The sequence below is a fragment of the Klebsiella sp. M041 genome, from assembly GCF_059759695.1.
The window spans coordinates 40,834-58,202 of record NZ_JCAXWU010000010.1 but is presented as its reverse complement, the minus strand read 5'-3'; the positions used below and the strand labels follow the sequence as shown (position 1 = coordinate 58,202).

General features: G+C 60.2%; 15 protein-coding genes. 7 read left to right on the top strand and 8 right to left on the bottom strand.

What is annotated here, in order from left to right; genetic code table 11:
- Nucleotides 1-6 precede the first annotated feature (6 nt).
- Together AC6CWS_RS14660 and ycgN are read left to right on the top strand one after the other, a co-directional pair.
- Nucleotides 7-666 (top strand): fumarylacetoacetate hydrolase family protein, encoded by a 660-nt coding sequence (locus tag AC6CWS_RS14660; protein WP_044523955.1) that lies wholly within the window; start codon nt 7-9, stop codon nt 664-666.
- A 94-nt stretch (nt 667-760) separates the two neighbouring features.
- Nucleotides 761-1,207: a cysteine cluster protein YcgN gene (gene ycgN, locus AC6CWS_RS14655; RefSeq protein ID WP_017900197.1), complete on the top strand. Its 447-nt coding sequence runs from the start codon at nt 761-763 to the stop codon at nt 1,205-1,207.
- Between the two features lie 6 nt (nt 1,208-1,213).
- Here ycgN and AC6CWS_RS14650 read toward each other — a convergent pair whose 3' ends face one another.
- The 3 genes from AC6CWS_RS14650 to nhaB form a co-directional block, all read right to left on the bottom strand.
- Nucleotides 1,214-1,558, bottom strand: coding sequence for a TehB family protein (locus AC6CWS_RS14650; RefSeq protein WP_032453353.1), 345 nt, complete (start codon nt 1,556-1,558; stop codon nt 1,214-1,216).
- A 150-nt stretch (nt 1,559-1,708) separates the two neighbouring features.
- Entirely contained in the window at nt 1,709-2,239 is a 531-nt protein-coding gene (gene dsbB / locus AC6CWS_RS14645; RefSeq protein ID WP_004203315.1) for a disulfide bond formation protein DsbB, read from the bottom strand.
- Nucleotides 2,240-2,366: 127 nt separating this feature from the next.
- Nucleotides 2,367-3,917 (bottom strand): sodium/proton antiporter NhaB, encoded by a 1,551-nt coding sequence (nhaB, locus tag AC6CWS_RS14640; protein ID WP_065881193.1) that lies wholly within the window; start codon nt 3,915-3,917, stop codon nt 2,367-2,369.
- A 248-nt stretch (nt 3,918-4,165) separates the two neighbouring features.
- On the opposite strand from nhaB, the gene fadR reads away from it, so the two are divergent.
- Nucleotides 4,166-4,885 carry a fatty acid metabolism transcriptional regulator FadR gene (fadR, locus tag AC6CWS_RS14635; protein WP_004203311.1) on the top strand — a complete coding sequence of 240 codons (720 nt, stop codon included), beginning with the start codon at nt 4,166-4,168 and terminating at the stop codon, nt 4,883-4,885.
- 74 nt (nt 4,886-4,959) lie between these two features.
- Here the strand turns inward: fadR and AC6CWS_RS14630 are convergent, their stop codons facing one another.
- Complete coding sequence (locus AC6CWS_RS14630; protein ID WP_004203310.1) at nt 4,960-6,492, bottom strand: SpoVR family protein; 1,533 nt, start codon at nt 6,490-6,492, stop codon at nt 4,960-4,962.
- A 76-nt stretch (nt 6,493-6,568) separates the two neighbouring features.
- On the opposite strand from AC6CWS_RS14630, the gene AC6CWS_RS14625 reads away from it, so the two are divergent.
- The 3 genes from AC6CWS_RS14625 to dadX all read left to right on the top strand — a co-directional run bounded on the left by AC6CWS_RS14625 (nt 6,569) and on the right by dadX (nt 9,192).
- Complete coding sequence (locus AC6CWS_RS14625) at nt 6,569-6,715, top strand: hypothetical protein (RefSeq protein WP_032428909.1); 147 nt, start codon at nt 6,569-6,571, stop codon at nt 6,713-6,715.
- 98 nt (nt 6,716-6,813) lie between these two features.
- Nucleotides 6,814-8,112: a D-amino acid dehydrogenase gene (locus AC6CWS_RS14620; RefSeq protein ID WP_044523951.1), complete on the top strand. Its 1,299-nt coding sequence runs from the start codon at nt 6,814-6,816 to the stop codon at nt 8,110-8,112.
- A 9-nt stretch (nt 8,113-8,121) separates the two neighbouring features.
- Nucleotides 8,122-9,192 (top strand): catabolic alanine racemase DadX, encoded by a 1,071-nt coding sequence (gene dadX, locus AC6CWS_RS14615; protein WP_065881195.1) that lies wholly within the window; start codon nt 8,122-8,124, stop codon nt 9,190-9,192.
- 16 nt (nt 9,193-9,208) lie between these two features.
- Here the strand turns inward: dadX and AC6CWS_RS14610 are convergent, their stop codons facing one another.
- Nucleotides 9,209-10,942 (bottom strand): potassium/proton antiporter, encoded by a 1,734-nt coding sequence (locus tag AC6CWS_RS14610; RefSeq protein ID WP_050533798.1) that lies wholly within the window; start codon nt 10,940-10,942, stop codon nt 9,209-9,211.
- A gap of 92 nt (nt 10,943-11,034) precedes the next feature.
- A complete protein-coding gene (gene ldcA, locus AC6CWS_RS14605; protein ID WP_044523947.1) occupies nt 11,035-11,949 on the bottom strand; it encodes a muramoyltetrapeptide carboxypeptidase in 915 nt (304 codons plus the stop codon).
- Nucleotides 11,950-12,124: 175 nt separating this feature from the next.
- Between ldcA and emtA the strand changes: the two genes are divergently transcribed.
- Nucleotides 12,125-12,736 (top strand): membrane-bound lytic murein transglycosylase EmtA, encoded by a 612-nt coding sequence (emtA, locus tag AC6CWS_RS14600; protein WP_048335997.1) that lies wholly within the window; start codon nt 12,125-12,127, stop codon nt 12,734-12,736.
- A gap of 41 nt (nt 12,737-12,777) precedes the next feature.
- On the opposite strand, the gene AC6CWS_RS14595 is transcribed toward emtA, so the two are convergent.
- On the bottom strand, nt 12,778-14,898 hold the full coding sequence (locus AC6CWS_RS14595; protein ID WP_049013407.1) for a TonB-dependent siderophore receptor: 2,121 nt from the start codon (nt 14,896-14,898) through the stop codon (nt 12,778-12,780).
- Nucleotides 14,899-15,153: 255 nt separating this feature from the next.
- Nucleotides 15,154-16,887 carry an alpha,alpha-trehalase gene (locus tag AC6CWS_RS14590; protein WP_023290200.1) on the bottom strand — a complete coding sequence of 578 codons (1,734 nt, stop codon included), beginning with the start codon at nt 16,885-16,887 and terminating at the stop codon, nt 15,154-15,156.
- Nucleotides 16,888-17,369: the final 482 nt, after the last annotated feature.

Sequence of the window (17,369 nt, the reverse complement as noted above, 5' to 3'; positions counted from 1 at the left end):
AAAATAATGTACCAACATCATAACTGGCAGGGAGCGCTCCTGGATTATCCGGTGAGCAAAGTGGTTTGCGTCGGCAGTAATTATGCAAAGCACATCAAGGAAATGGGCAGTGCGACGCCGGAAGAGCCGGTGCTGTTTATTAAACCTGAGAGCGCGCTGTGCGATCTCCGTCAGCCGTTGGTGCTTCCTGAGGGGCTGGGCTCGGTGCATCACGAAGTCGAGCTGGCGGTGCTGATCGGCGGTACGCTGCGTCAGGCGACGGAAGAGCATGTGCAGAAAGGGATTGCCGGCTATGGCGTCGCATTGGATCTCACCCTGCGCGACCTGCAGGCGAAGATGAAAAAGGCCGGACAGCCGTGGGAAAAGGCCAAAGGCTTCGATAACGCCTGTCCGATCTCCGGCTTTATTCCGGCCGCCGAGTTCCACGGCGACCCGCAGAATACGCCGTTAAGCCTGAAGATTAACGGCGAGGTGCGCCAGCAGGGCACCACCGCCGACATGATCCATCAGATCGTGCCGCTGATCGCCTATATGTCGCGCTTCTTTACTCTCAAAGCCGGGGACGTGATCCTCACCGGCACCCCGGAAGGGGTAGGGCCGCTGCACAGCGGCGACGAGCTGGTGGTCGGCTTCAACGGCCTGTCGCTCACCACCCGGGTACTGTAAGCGCGGTTTGCCGCCTTTTGGGGCGGCAAAACTTGCATCGTCGTGCCAGACTGGTTATAAGGTGCACCCTTAACTGGCAACGACGGACACTTCGATGAGCGAACAACCTTTCTGGCAACAAAAAACCCTGGATGATATGACCGACGCGGAGTGGGAATCGCTGTGTGACGGTTGCGGCCAGTGCTGCCTGCATAAGCTGATGGATGAAGATACCGATGAGATCTACTTCACCAACGTCGCCTGCCGTCAGCTCAATATCAAAACCTGCCAGTGCCGTAACTACGAGCGTCGCTTCGAATATGAGCCGGACTGCATCAAGCTCACGCGCGAAAATCTGCCGACTTTCGAATGGCTGCCGCCGACCTGCGCCTATCGTCTGCTGGCGGAAGGCAAGCCTCTGCCGGCCTGGCACCCGCTGCTGACCGGCTCAAAAGCGGCGATGCACGGCGAACGCATCTCCGTCCGTCATATTGCGGTGCCCGAGTCCACCGTTGTCGACTGGCAGGACCACATCCTCAATCTGCCTGACAGGGCGCGGTAAGCGCCGTCACGCTTTTTTCGCGTGGAACAGCCCGTTTTCACCGTCGGTTTCATCCGCCACCCAGAAGTGAATATTGAAGCGGGCATCGTCGCTGAGTTCGACGCGGTGCCAGTACTGCGGCGGACTGGTGGCAAACTGCCCGGCATGAATCACGACTTTTTTCTCCGGCTCCGTCGCCTGTTCATTGGCAAAACCGTAATAGGTCACCGTACCTTCCATGACGCACAGCTGACCGAAGACGCCGGCTGCGGTGTTGTGGTGGCTCAGCAGGGCGGCGGGGACGTTCTCTTTGGTAAAGAACGGGGTGGAGCGTTTAACTTTCCAGTCTGCGGGGATCAGTAAAGATGACATGTGAGCTCCTGTGGGGCTATATAAGATGTATTTAATATGCATCTTTTGGTGGCCGTGGTCAACCGCAGACAGGAAACGATTCAGCGATGAACAGCAGGCACAAAAAAACGCCCCGGAGGGCGTTTCATGATGCGCGGTACTCACAGCGGCTTAGCGGCCAAACAGATCGCGCTTTTTCGCTTTAAAAGGCTGAGCAACGATCACCAGGATAGCCACCACCAGATAGGCCGCGAAAATGCCCACCAGCCATTGCGGCATCTCCAGCGACAGGAACTGCCACTGGCGTACCGAACAGTCGCCGGACGCGACAAACACCTGCGGCAACCATTTATCCAGCGGCAGCCAGCTCGGGAAGCGGGCGGCGAAATCACAGGTCTGGAACGGCGATGGGTGCAACTGGATCATCGTATGTTCCCACGCCAGCTGCAGCCCACGTACCGCGCTGTACAGCCAAATCAGCATGGCGACATAGCGCAGCGGCGTTTTGGGGGCAATGGCGCCCACCAGCCCCGCGCCCATGATGCCAAACAGGGCGCAGCGTTCATAAATGCACATCACACACGGCTGCAGCAGCATCACGTGCTGGAACCACAGCGCGACGAGTTCGAGAATGAACGCGGTCAATGCCATCAGGAGCCAGGCGCCGCGTCCCCGCGAGCACTGGTTTAAATATTGCAACATAATCATTTCCCTGGAAGATGCTAAATCATGGCAGTGTAAACGAAAACCGAACCGACGCCAGCGGCCCGGCGGAAAATATTACGTAACTGGTTATTGAATCGCCCGGGCGACCCGGGCGACGGGTGGATCAGGGCAGGGTGGGGGTAACCAGCCAGCCGTGAGCCAGCAACCATTCGGTGACCGGCATCAGGGTGAACTCGACGCACAGCAGGCCGACCAGCGTCAGCACGAGGGTGTAGGGCAGAGCCATCCACACCATGCGGCCATAGGAGAGCCGGATAAGCGGCGCCAGCGCGGAAGTCAGCAGGAAGAGGAATGCCGCCTGGCCGTTCGGGGTGGCCACTGACGGCAGGTTGGTGCCGGTGTTGATCGCCACCGCCAGCATCTCAAACTGCTTCAGGCTGATGGCGCCATGCTCGAGGGCGGTTTTCGCTTCGTTGATGTAGACCGTACCGACAAAAACGTTATCCGAGATGGACGACAGCAGGCCGTTAAACAGATAAAACAGCGACAGCTGCGCGTGCGGCGAGGCCTGCAGAACAAACTCGATGACCGGCGTGAACAGCTGCTGGTCGATGATCACCGCCACGACGGCAAAGAATACCGTCAGCAGCGCGGTGAAGGGCAACGCCTCGGTGAACGCCTTGCCAATCGCATGTTCATCGGTCACGCCGGTAAAGGTGGTAGCGAGAATGATCACCGACAGGCCAATGAGGCCGACTTCGGCAAGGTGCAATGCGAGGGCTGCGATCAGCCAGACGCCAATCAGCGCCTGGGCAATCAGCCGCAGCCGTTCCTGACGACTGCGCTGCGCGCGGCTGCGATCGTCAAAGTCCTGCAGCACCTTTCGGACCGCCGGCGGCAGCGGTTCGCCGTAGCCAAACAGGCGATACTTTTCCACCAGCAGACAGGTCAGCAGCCCGCAGACCAGCACCGGCAGCGTGATGGGCGACATGCGAATGAAGAATTCGCCAAAATGCCAGCCCGCCGCTTTGGCGATAATCAAGTTTTGCGGCTCGCCGACCATGGTCATGACGCCGCCGAGCGCGGTACCGACGCCGGCGTGCATCATCAGGCTGCGCAGAAAACCGCGGAACTGCTCCAGCACCTCGCGGTAGTGCTGATCGATATGGCTGTCGTCCTGCATATCGCTATCGTCGGGGCGCGCCGAGGCGACGCGGTGATAGATGCCGTAAAACCCGACGGCGACGCTAATTACCACCGCCACCACGGTGAGCGCATCGAGAAAGGCGGAGAGGAAGGCGGCGGCCAGGCAGAAGGCCAGCGACAGCAGCATTTTGCTGCGGATGCCGAGCAGCAGGCGCGTAAAGACGAAGAGCAGCAGCTGCTTCATAAAGTAGATGCCCGCCACCATGAACATAAGCAGGAGCAGCACTTCCAGGTTGCTGGCGATCTCTTCCCGCACATGACCCGGGCTGGTCATGCCGATCAGCACCGCTTCAAATGCCAGCAGCCCCCCCGGCAGCAGTGGATAGCACTTCAGCGCCATGGCGAGGGTAAAGATAAACTCAACCACCAGCAGCCAGCCGGCGACAAACGGCGCTAAGGCGAACACCAGCGGATTGATGATTAAGAAAATAATTAATGCCAGCTTGTACCAGTCAGGCGACTGGCCAAGAAAATTGCGCCACAGCGCGCGGCCATAAGAAATTTCCACGACAGAATCCTTCCCCGTCAATTAGTACATGATTTTGTGCGTAACGATTGGCAAGAGTATCAGCTGAGCAAAATGAGAAGCAACTTTCTTCGCAGCGCGGCGGCGGTTACGGGAGAGAAGGAAAAGCGTAAAGTAAAAACGGAAAATGAAACGGCGATCCCTTTTTAATTCACTTGCGATGCTATCTGCGCTATAGCGGCTCTGGTATGATGAGTGCAATTGCAACAATGTGTAATGGAAATATTATTATGGTCATTAAGGCGCAGAGCCCTGCGGGTTTCGCGGAAGAGTATATCATTGAGAGCATCTGGAATAACCGCTTCCCACCTGGATCGATTCTCCCCGCTGAACGCGAGCTTTCTGAGCTGATCGGTGTCACCCGCACCACTCTGCGCGAAGTGTTGCAGCGTCTGGCGCGTGACGGCTGGTTGACCATTCAGCACGGCAAACCCACCAAAGTGAACAACTTCTGGGAGACCTCCGGGCTGAATATCCTTGAAACGCTGGCGCGTCTCGATCACGACAGCGTCCCGCAGCTGATTGATAACCTGCTCTCCGTGCGCACCAATATTTCCACGATTTTTATTCGCACCGCGTTCCGTCAGCATCCGGATAAAGCGCTGGCGGTGCTGGACAGCGCCCGGGAAGTGGAAGATCACGCCGACGCCTTCGCCGACCTCGATTACAACATTTTCCGCGGTCTGGCGTTCGCCTCCGGCAATCCGATCTATGGTCTGATCCTCAACGGCATGAAGGGGCTGTATACCCGCATTGGCCGCCACTATTTCTCCAGCCCGGAAGCGCGCAGCCTGGCGCTGGGCTTTTATCATCAGCTGGCGAAGGTGTGCGAAGGCGGCCTGCACGATCAGGTGTATGAGCTGGTTCGTCGCTACGGCCATGACAGCGGCGAGATCTGGCACCGGATGCAGAAATCGCTGCCCGGCGATTTAGCCATGAATGTGCGTTAAGCTGGCTATTCGCCATCGATAAACACAATAAGGGGGCCGATGGCCCCCTTCGTCGTTTTATACGTCCCGCAAAGCTATAGCGCGTTCGGCCGCGCCGGGCAGCGGTCCAGTAGCTCAATGCTGCCGTCGGCGTTCTGCTGCTCCAGCAGCACATCGAACCCCCACAGACGATGCACATGTTTCAGCACTTCGCGCCGCCCTTTGTCCAGCGGGACGCGGTTGTGCGGCACATAGCGCAACGTCAGTGAGCGGTCGCCGCGCAGGTCAACGTTCCACACCTGGATATTCGGCTCAAGATTGCTGAGGTTATATTGCGCTGAGAGCTTGTTGCGGATCTCGCGATAGCCCTCTTCGTTGTGGATCGCCGAGATCTCGAGATAATTGTTGTGGTCGTCGTCGAGCACCGTGAAGAAGCGGAAATCGCGCATGATCTTCGGCGACAGGAACTGGCTGATAAAGCTCTCATCCTTGAAGTCGCGCATGGCGAAATGCAGCGTTTCCAGCCAGTCGGAACCGGCGATATCCGGGAACCAGTACTTGTCCTCTTCGGTGGGCGACTGGCAGATGCGCTTGATGTCCTGGAACATGGCGAAGCCCAGCGCGTAGGGGTTAATCCCACTGTACCACGGACTGTTGTATGGCGGCTGGAACACCACGTTCGTGTGGCTGTGGAGAAACTCCAGCATAAAGCGCTCGGTCACTTTCCCTTCGTCATAGAGATGATTGAGGATGGTGTAGTGCCAGAAGGTGGCCCACCCCTCGTTCATCACCTGGGTCTGTTTCTGCGGGTAGAAATACTGGCTGACTTTGCGCACGATGCGCAGGATCTCGCGCTGCCACGATTCCAGCAGCGGGGCGTTCTTCTCCATAAAGTACAGCAGGTTCTCCTGCGGTTCGGAAGGGTAGCGGCGGGCGGACTCAATCGCCTTCTCCTCTTCGCGCTTCGGCAGGGTGCGCCACAGCATATTCACCTGGCTCTGCAGATACTCTTCCCGGCTTTTCTGCCGCGCCTTCTCCTCCTGCAGAGAGATTTTTTGCGGACGTTTATAGCGGTCGACGCCGTAGTTCATCAGCGCATGGCAGGAGTCGAGCAGTTTCTCCACTTCGTCGACGCCATAGCGTTCTTCGCACTCGGTAATGTATTTGCGGGCGAAGATCAGGTAATCGATGATTGAGCTGGCGTCGGTCCAGCTGCGAAACAGGTAATTGTTTTTAAAGAACGAGTTATGCCCGTAGCAGGCGTGCGCCATCACCAGCGCCTGCATGGTGATGGTGTTTTCTTCCATCAGGTAGGCGATACAGGGGTTAGAGTTGATGACAATCTCATACGCCAGGCCCTGCTGGCCGTGCTTATAGGCCTGCTCGGTCTCAATGAATTTTTTGCCGAACGACCAGTGCGGATAGTTGATGGGCATGCCGACGCTGGAGTAGGCGTCCATCATCTGCTCGGAAGTAATGACTTCGATCTGGTGCGGGTAGGTGTCAAGACGATAGAGCTTAGCGACCCGGTCCACTTCGGCCAGGTAGGTCTCCAGTAACTCAAACGTCCAGTCGGGTCCATCGCTTAAACGGGTGGTGTCCCTGTTCATGGAGTCAATCGTAGCCATTAGCGCGCCCTCGTTGTTGTTGGTTTTCTCTGAACGGAAAACCTCTAAACAAGCATAGAACACCGCACAGCAAACTGTGTTGTCAGCCAATCGCTTTTCTTCGCGATTTCCCCATCTCAAAGCCGTTTTTTGCGCTTATTTACAGAATATAATGCTGGGTAAAAATAAAGCGCAGCATGAGATCGTAAATCTCGCAGCGCAGGGCTGGTGCGGTTTGCTGTGAGTTAAGTCACCATAAATAAAGCGTATGTTGAATAATATTTTCATCTGAGTTATCAATTTGTAATTAGATGATTGTTCTTTAACTGTTACGGAGTCGCTATGCGTGTCGTCATACTGGGAAGTGGAGTGGTTGGGGTAGCCAGCGCGTGGTATTTGAGTCAGGCGGGTCATGAGGTGACGGTTATCGACCGTCAGCCCGGTCCGGCAGAGGAGACCAGCGCGGCCAACGCCGGGCAGATTTCTCCCGGCTATGCGGCGCCCTGGGCGGCGCCGGGGGTGCCGCTGAAGGCGATAAAATGGATGTTCCAGCGCCATGCGCCGCTGGCGATCGGCCTTGACGGCACGTCGTTCCAGCTGAAGTGGATGTGGCAGATGCTGCGCAACTGCGACACCCGCCACTATATGGAGAACAAAGGCCGGATGGTGCGCCTGGCGGAGTACAGCCGTGACTGCCTGAAGGCGCTGCGCGACACCACCGGCATTCAGTATGAAGGGCGTCAGGGCGGGACGCTGCAGCTGTTCCGTACTGCCAAACAGTATGAAAACGCCACCCGCGACATCGCGGTGCTGGAGGACGCCGGCGTACCGTATCAGCTGCTGGAGGCGAAGCGGCTGGCGGAAGTGGAGCCCGCGCTGGCGGAGGTCAGCCACAAACTGACCGGCGGCCTGCGTCTGCCAAACGATGAAACCGGCGACTGCCAGCTGTTTACCACCCGTCTGGCGGCGATGGCGGAACAGGCCGGGGTCACCTTCCGCTTCAATACCCCGGTGGACGCCCTGCTGCAGGAGGGCGATCGCATTGCCGGGGTGAAATGCGGCGATGAGATTATCAAAGGCGACGCCTATGTGATGGCCTTCGGCTCCTACTCGACGGCGATGCTCAAGGGACTGGTGGATATTCCGGTCTACCCGCTGAAAGGCTATTCGTTAACCATCCCGATTGCCCAGGAAGACGGCGCGCCGGTTTCCACTATCCTTGATGAGACGTATAAAATCGCCATCACCCGTTTCGATCAGCGCATTCGCGTCGGCGGTATGGCCGAGATCGTCGGTTTTAACAAAGCGCTGCTGCAGCCGCGTCGGGAAACTCTGGAAATGGTGGTGCGCGACCTGTTCCCGCGCGGCGGCCACGTTGAGCAGGCCACCTTCTGGACCGGCCTGCGGCCGATGACGCCGGACGGCACGCCGGTGGTCGGGCGCACGGCGTTTAAAAACCTGTGGCTCAACACTGGTCACGGTACCCTCGGCTGGACCATGGCCTGCGGCTCAGGGCAGCTTATCAGCGATTTGATCTCCGGCCGCACGCCGGCGATCCCTTACGACGATCTGGCGGTCGCCCGCTACAGCCCCGGGTTCACCCCGGCGCGTCCGCAGCATCTGCATGGCGCACACAACTAAGGAGCTTGCATGACCCGTCCGGTAGTGGCCAGCATCGACCTGCTGGCCTTGCGGCAGAATTTACAGATAGTGCGTCGCGCGGCCCCCGGGTCGCGCCTGTGGGCGGTGGTCAAAGCTAATGCTTATGGCCATGGCGTGGCGCGAGTATGGAGTGCGTTGAGCGCGGCGGATGGTTTCGCCTTGCTCAACCTTGAAGAGGCGATCCTGTTGCGCGAGCAGGGCTGGAAAGGTCCGATCCTGCTGCTGGAGGGCTTCTTCCATGCCGATGAGCTGGCGGTGCTGGATCAATATCGCTTAACCACCAGCGTTCACAGCAACTGGCAGATTAAGGCGCTGCAGCAGGCGAAGCTGCGCGCGCCGCTGGATATCTATCTCAAGGTGAACAGCGGCATGAACCGGCTGGGCTTTATGCCGGAGCGGGTGCATACCGTCTGGCAGCAGCTGCGGGCGATAAGCAACGTCGGCGAGATGACGCTGATGTCGCACTTCGCGGAGGCGGAGAACCCGCAGGGGATTGTCGAGCCGATGCGCCGGATTGAACAAGCGGCGGAGGGACTGGAATGCCCGCGCTCGCTGGCCAACTCGGCGGCGACCCTCTGGCATCCGGAAGCGCATTTTGACTGGGTTCGACCGGGCATCGTGCTGTATGGCGCGTCGCCCTCCGGGCAGTGGCAGGATATCGCGAACACCGGCCTGAAGCCGGTGATGGCCCTGCGCAGCGAAATCATCGCCGTGCAGAACCTGCGCCCCGGCGAGGCGATCGGCTATGGCGGCCTGTATTGCACCACCCAGGAGCAGCGGATCGGCATCGTCGCCTGCGGCTATGCCGACGGCTATCCGCGGGTGGCGCCGAGCGGCACGCCGGTGCTGGTGGACGGCGTGCGGACCACCACCGTCGGGCGCGTGTCGATGGATATGCTGGCGGTCGATTTAACCCCCTGTCCGCAGGCCGGGATTGGCGCGCCGGTCGAACTGTGGGGCAAAGAGATTAAAATCGACGACGTGGCGGCCAGCTGCGGCACCGTCGGCTATGAGCTGATGTGCGCCCTGGCGCCGCGGGTGCCGGTTGTGACCCTGTAACGTATTCCGGGGCGGATCACTCCGCCTCGTCTTCCGCGACCCGGACCCCTACCTTCAGTACGTGATCGTTCTCTTTTTCCGCTACTGTCCACACCATCCCGGCGAACTCCACCTGGTCGCCCACCACCGGCGCGGCGCCCAGCAGCTGCTGAACCACTTCCCCCAGCGACTGCTGATGTTCGCGGAACTCCTCTCCGCCGTCGATGCCGTAGATTTGCGCCACATCGGCGAAGCGGGCCTCGGCATCAAGGATAAAGTCGCCGAAAAAGCGCTGATCGAGCGCCACCGGCGGCGACTGGCTGAACATTTTGCCCAGCGCAGGCAGGTCGTGTTCCCGGCCAATGACGCACAGGATATCGCCTTCCCGCAGGCGGGTGCTGCCGGTGGGGTGCAGCAGGGCATTGTTGCGAAACAGCGCGGCAATTCGCGTCTCCGGCGGCATATGCAGGTCGCGCAGCGCCGCGCCGATGCACCATTTATCGGCCCCCAGCTGGTAGACGAACTGCTCCCACGGGTTTTCCGGGTGAATATCCAGCCCGACGCGGGAGATGGGCCAGCTGACGGGGGGCACCACCACTTTGGCTTTTTTCGCCGCCCACGATAGCGAGGTGCCCTGCAGCAGTAGCGACACCAGCACCACGAAGAAGGCGACATTGAAGAACAGGCGGGCGTTGTCCAGGCCGGCCATCATCGGGAACACCGCGAGAATAATCGGCACCGCGCCGCGCAGGCCAACCCAGCTGATAAACACCCGTTCACGGAGATTAAACCCGCGGAACGGCAGCAGACCGGCAAACACCGACAGCGGACGGGCAATGAAAATCATCCACATCGACAGCAGCAGCGCCGGGATAGCGATCGGCAGCAGGTCGGAGGGCGTCACCAGCAGGCCCAGCACCAGGAACATGGCGATTTGCGCCAGCCACGCCAGACCGTCGAAGTTCTGCAGGATACCGTGCCGGTTGCGGATCGGCCGATTGCCCAACAAAAAGCCGCAGAGATAGACGGCGAGGATACCGCTGCCGTCGAGGGTGGTGGTGACGGCGAAAATCATGATCCCGCCGCTCAGCGCCAGCAGCGGATAGAGCCCGGCGGGCAGCACGATGCGGTTGATCATCTGCAGCAGCAGGTAGCCGCCGCCGAGGCCGATGACGATCCCGAGGCCAAACTGTTGAATGATATGCACGGCGAACATCCAGCTGAGGCCGGTCTGGTGCTGCTGGATCATTTCGATCAGGGTGATGGTCAGGAAAACCGCCATCGGGTCGTTACTGCCTGACTCAATTTCCAGCGTCGAGCCGACGCGCTCGTTGAGCCCCTTGCCGCCGAGCAGCGAGAAGACCGCCGCGGCGTCGGTGGAGCCGACAATGGCGCCGATCAGCAGGCCTTCGATCATATCCAGTTTGAACAGCCAGGCCGCCATCATCCCGGTGAGCGCCGAAGTGATCAGCACCCCGACCGTCGCCAGCGACAGCGCCGGCCACAGCGCGACGCGAAAGGAGCTGGCCTGGGTGCGCATCCCGCCGTCCAGCAGGATCACCGCCAGCGCCAGGTTACTCACCATGTAGGCGAAGGGGTAGTTGTCGAAGGGGATGCCGCCGATGCCGTCAATGCCTGCCAGCATCCCGATAGCCAGAAAGATGACCAGAATCGGGATGCCAAGGCGAGAAGAAAAGGAGCTCAATAAGATACTGCAGGTTACTAAAACAGAACCCAGAATAAACAGACTAATGACCGCAGCGGCGTCCAATGTTCACGTACTCCCTGACTGGCGTGAAAAAATGGCTAAAAGTGACACTATTTTAACAATTCGCAGGGGATCCGCCTATGCGTCTGACAAATTTATTCTGCCAGCACCGGGTGGCCGCTGATTGTCAGGGTGGTGGCCGCCGCCTGATTCACCAGCCGCGCGCGCGCCCCCAGCGGCAGGGTCACCGTGCGCTGCTCGTGACCAAACTCCAGTCCGCTAATCATCGGTACAGAGAGCTGCTGGCGCAGGTAATCAAAGACCTGCGGCAGGTCGTATCCCGCGTCATAGTCGTTCGGCGTGCCGCCGGTGAAGCTGCCGAAGATCACCGCCTTCTGCGCCGCCAGTACGCCGCTGTGCAACAGCTGAAGCAACATGCGTTCGACGCGGAACGGGTGCTCATTGATATCCTCCACCACCAGGATGCCGTCGCGGATCGCCGGCAGCCACGGGGTGCCGATAAGCGAGGTCAGCATCGCCAGATTCCCGCCCCACAGGGTGCCTTCCACCCGGCAGTTCGGCCCTTCGCCCGGCCATTCGAGGGTGAATTCCGGCTGGCGCAGCGCCTGCCAGAAATGGTGTTCGGTAAACGGATCGAGGGTCTCCGCGCCGAAGTTGCCCGCGAGCATCGGCCCGCTGAAGGTGACGACATTGCCCAGGGCCAGCAGGCCCGACTGGATGGCGGTGAAATCGCTGTGGCCGCAAATCAGCAGCGGGTCGCGCTGCTGGCGGGCAATCAGCCCCTGCCAGTCGATATGCGGCAGCAGACGACTGGCGCCGTAGCCGCCGCGCACCGCGAGGACGATCCGGTTGCGCCCGGGCAGCTGGGCAAGCTGGTTAATATCGGCCAGCCGTTCATGTTCAGTCCCGGCGAAACGCTGCAGCCGGCGGGGAATGACCTGCTGGTGGGCCACCTCGTGTCCGGCCTGCTGCAGACGCTCGACGCCGCGGGCCGCCGCTTGCTGGTTGATGCAATAACCGGATGGCGCGACCAGATAAAACTGAGACATGATAATTCCTTGCTATGAATGAAAGGGTTATGATGCCGCCTGGAATGGCGATTGTCATCTCCAGGTGGCTAACTTCAATCCGCACCCGTCATCCATCAGGCTGTCGGCGGGCGGGGGTCGTACCGCTGCCGTCGTTCTGCAGCATGATGGCGTTTGGGTAGATAAGGATAGATGTGTGAAATTGAGATGGTTGCTTATTTTAGTCGTTTTTCTGGCCGGTTGTAGTTCGAAACATGATTACACCAATCCGCCGTGGAACCCCGAGGTCCCGGTGAAGCGGGCGATGCAGTGGATGCCGATCAGTGAAAAAGCCGGCGCCGCCTGGGGCGTGGATCCGCAGCTGATCACGGCGATTATCGCCATCGAGTCGGGCGGTAACCCTGCGGTAGTGAGTAAATCCGGCGCCGTCGGGCTGATGCAGCTTAAGCCGTCGACCTCCGGACGCGATGTCTATCGGCGGATGGGCTGGCGCGGCGAGCCGTCGGTCAGTGAGCTGAAAAACCCGGAACGGAATATCTCGATGGGGGCCGCCTATCTGAGCATTCTGGAAAACGGCCCGCTGGCGGGGATCAAAGACCCGCAGGTGATGCGCTATGCGGTGGTGGTCTCCTACGCCAACGGCGCGGGCGCGCTGTTGCGCACCTTCTCGTCAAACCGGCAGGACGCCATCGACGAGATTAACGATCTCGACGCCGATGAGTTCTTCGAGCATGTGGTGAAAAAACACCCGGCTCCGCAGGCGCCGCGCTATATCTGGAAGCTGCAGAAAGCGCTGGATGCCATGTAATCCCTCGTTTGGCCTCCGGGAGTCTCCCGGAGGCCACGTCCTCAGAAATCGTAGCCGACGGTAGCCATCACGCTGCGCTCTGCTCCCCAGTAGCAGTTGCCGGTGCCGTAGCAGCCGGAAACGTATTCACGATTGCCGATATTGTTGGCGTTAACCTGCACATAAGCGCCTTTCAGCCCCGGCGACCAGACGCCGAGGTCGGCCCGCATCATGGCATCCATCAACGTCACCGACGGCAGCCGCGCGGTGTTGGCATCATCCGCCCACTGTTTGCCGATGTAGCGGACGCCGGCGCCCACCGAGATCCCCGCCGGGAACTGATAGCGCGCCCAGAAGGAGGCCATCTGATCCGGGGTCAGCTGCGGCGTGTTGTTGTCGGTACCGTCCTTAGTATCCTGGAAGCGCAGACGATTCCAGGTATACGAGGCGATAGTGCTCAGCTGCGGCGTGATCTGATGGTGCGCTTCCAGTTCGACGCCCTGGGAATGCACTTTCCCCGCAGGAATATAGGTGGCGGTGGCGATGTTCGGGTCGCGGGTGGCGACATCCTTTTGCGTCAGGTCGTAAATCGCGATGCTGTAGAGGTCGCTGCTGCCCGGCGGCTGGAACTTCAGGCCGGCTTCAAACTGTTCGGCGGTGGTCGGTTTCAACGGTTTGCCATCCGCGCCGGGCAGCATCGCCGGGGTAATCGCCTGACTGTAGCTCAGATAGGGTGAAAGCCCGTTGTCCAGAGCGTATAACAGCGAGGCGCGGCCGCTGATATGATCGTCTGAACGGCGGTTCGAGGTGCCCTGGGTGTCGCTGACCTGCTGGGAAACGATGCGGTCATAGCGGGCGGAAACATCCATATGCCAGCGGTCCCAGACCATCTCATCCTGCAGATACAGCCCGGTCTGGTAATAGCGGCGATTATTGTCATCGCTGTAGGTCACGGTATGCCCGGTCTGGGCGGTATAGCCGGTAAACGGGTTAAGCGGCGCCGCGCCGCCGGCGCCGGTCCACAGATCGTTGCGGAAGCGATGATATTCGGCGCCGAGGATCAGGGTATGCGCCAGATCGCCAGTGTTGAAATCGGCGCGCAGGCGGTTATCGGTTGACCAGCCGTCCAGCGAACCGCGCGAGCCGCTGTAGCCACGGGCCAGCCTATCGCTGTCATCTATCCAGCCGACCTGGTAGACCTGATCGAGGGAGACGTTGGTGTGGGTGTAGCTCCCGGCGGAATAGACCGACCAGACGTCGGTGAACTGGTGGTCAAACTCATAGCTGTAGATCTGCTGACGGCGCTGATAGCCATCTCCCGGATCGCCCTCGTTGGTGCTGGTGGAGAGCTTACGGCCATTGTGCGCGAAGCGGGTGCCGTCCAGCGGCAAAGAGCCATGATAGCCGCCGGAAGGATCTTTTTGCAGATAGGCGCGCAGCAGCAGCGAGGTGTCGCTGTCCGGCTGCCACAGCAGGGAAGGCGAAATGGCGTAGCGCTCTTCGCGGGTATGGTCATACTGCGTGTCGCTGCTGCGGGTCATACCGATCAGCCGCCATGCCCACTGCTCATTGATGGCGTCGGTGTAATCGAAGGCCGCGCCTTTGGTATTTTGCGTTCCGCCAGTCAGGCGGACGTGGCCCTGCTGACTGAACTGCGGGCGCTTGGAGGTCAGGTTGACCACGCCGCCCGGCACGCTTTGCCCGTAGAGCGCGGAGGAGGGGCCGCGGATCACATCGACGCGTTCGATAAACCATGGGTCGATCTGCACAACGTTATGGCTGCCGCCGTCGCTCATCAGGCGCATGCCGTCGAGGAACAGGTTATCGACGTCGCCGCCGTGGTAGCCGCGCAGGGAGATGGCGTCAAACCGGGTGGCGCCGCCGCCGAAGCTGGAGTAGACCCCTGGGGTATATTCCAGCGCCTGGCTGATGGTATTCGCCCCCTGATCCGCCATCTGCTGGCGGGTGACAACCGACACCGACTGGGCGGTGGTGATTAACGGCTGGTCGGTTTTCGTCGCCCCGAGCGAGGTGCTGGCGCTATAGCCTTCAGTCGGCGCGCTGGCAGACGCCGGCGGGCTGGCCGTCACCACCACCGTCTCTTCGGCCTGCGCGGTGAAGGGAAGTGCGACCGCGAGGGCGTACAGCAGCCCCGGGCGTTTTCGAGAAATAGCCACGTTCATAAGATCATCCTGAACCAGCGCGGTCTGGTACTCCTGTACGCCGCCGCGGGAAAAACGAATCTGTCATTATTCGTTAAAAAGTAATGCGAATTATTATTGTTTGTATTTGTGCAATCAAGCGAAAAGGTGACCTGTTCAGCGCGAGGGGGTGGAGAGGTGTTTCCCGCGAGCCGCAGAATGGCCCTGCGCGGGAGGGTCGTGACCAGGGAGACCGCTTCACCCCTACCGATTTTGGTAGGGGGAAGCGGAACAGCGTCAGGAGCCGGTCTTTTGCGGTGCCGCAGGGGCGGGGTCGTTAGCGGCGGGTTTGTCCTGTAGTGAAGGCGTTGTCGCCGGACGGGTGGCGGGCAGCGCATCGCAGGGTTTCTCCTGCGGGCAGATCAGGTCCAGCATCTTAAGGGTGACGCCGTTGGTCCAGCCAAAACCGTCCTGCAGTGGATATTCCCCACCGCCGCCGCCGGTGCCGGTCGAACTCACATCATACTTCTCCACCAGTTTTTGTTTGCTGTCATAGGTATGCTGCACGTTGGTCAGGAAACGCCAGCTGACCTCCATGGCGATCTTCTGCTGGCCATAGTTTTGCAGCCCCTCGACGGCCACCCACTGCAGCGGCGCCCAGCCGTTGGGGGCGTCCCACTGCTGGCCGCTGTTGACGGTGGTGGTGGTCAGCCCGCCGGGTTTGAGCAGCCGCGACTCGGCGGCGGCCGCCACTTTCGTCGCCCGCTCGCGTGACGCGGCATTGACGTACAGCGGGAACAGCGCCGCGGCGGTCAGCTGATTGCGCACCTTGTGGCTTTTCAGATCGTAATCGGCGTACCACCCCTCTTTTTCATTCCACAGGTATTTCTCGATAGCCTGCTGGCGGGTGTTGGCCAGCGCATCGTACCGCGTAGCGCCGGCGCTGTCCCCCGCAGCTTTACTGGCGCGGGCGAGGGTTTTCTCCAGATGGAACATCAGGGCATTGAGATCGACCGGGACAATCGAGGTGGTGCGAATGGTGGCAAGCTGCTGCGGATTGTCCATCCAGCGGGAGCTGAAATCCCAGCCGGAAGCGGCGGCGGAGCGCAGGTCGCGATAGATCTCGGTGGCCGGACGATTCGGGTTGCTTTTGGCGGTTTTGACGTCGTCAAGCCAGGACTCGGGGCGCGGGGTGTCGTTATCGTCCCAGTAGCGGTTGAGCAGCGCGCCATCGGCCATCCGCACCGCCCGTTTGTCGGCGCTGCCGGGAGCCAGCGCGTCCGCCCCGGCCATCCAGTAGCGATACTCTTTCTCCAGCTGCGGCTGGTAGGTTTTCAGCACCTGGTCGCCATCGTGCGTCGCCAGCAGGCTTACCATAAAGGAGAAGAAGGGGGGCTGCGAACGGCTGAGGTAATAGGTGCGGTTACCGTTGGGGATATGGCCCCAGGTGTCAATTTCCGCGGCGAAGTTGGCGACCATATCTTCGACTTTATCCCAGTGACCGCTTTCGGCAAGACCCAGCATGGTGAAATAGCTGTCCCAGTAATAGACTTCGCGAAAGCGTCCTCCGGGGACCACGTAGGGCTTAGGCAGCGGCAGCAGCGAGTCCCACTTTTCCACCTCGACGGTGCTGCGGGTCAGGACCGGCCACAGGCCGTCGATATGCTGACGCAGGGTTTGCCCTTTGGGCGGCACATAGGTGTCGTTCTCTTTCGGCAGCGTGAAGTTCAGCTCGACGAAGTGGCGCAGGTCGAAGCTGGCCTGGTTTTTTTGCATCCGGTAATCGGCAAGGATCATCAGCGGATCGCTGTTAGGGATCGCGTCGGCGAAGGTTTTTTGATCGGCAAAGAGCTTCGCGCTCTGGACATCATTGAACAACGGGCCCAGCAGAATATCCGGCGAGGGTGGCGGCGCGGTTTTGCCGTCTTCCGCCTGGACATTCAGGCTCATCAGGGCGAGCAGGGCGCCGCCGATCGCCAGGCGCAGGGAACAGGGCAAAGCAGCGGGACGATGTGCATCAGTACTCGTCATGGGGAGTTCTCCTTATCATTATCGACTGCGGGCCACGACGTTTGGCCATCCAAAAACCTTAGACGAATATCTGCCGCTGCGCGTGTCAGGGGTAACATTTTGCGCGAAAACAGAGGATTTACCTGCCTGGTTTTCTGCTACAACCGCCGGCAAAGCGATTAGTCTTACAGACAAGCCAGCGCGCCCGGGCCACTGGCCACGGCGCGCTGGAGGCGAATACCAGCGGATCGAGAAGGGTTGTGAGGCCCGGCCTGCGGCACACTGGCTGACGGCGCTGGCGTCCACCATGGCGCAAAAATCGTCGCCCTGCCTCACGACGGTGCAACCGCAGGCGGGCGCAGGCGGCCATTGTGGCGATTTTTTGCACAATCAGACGGCGGGTCAGAACCGATTTGCACAACGCCGCGGCGGCGGATGACCTGGCATAATTAATGCTTATCTCTTACCGGGATTACCACAAAGTGAGTACAACCGGAGGAGAC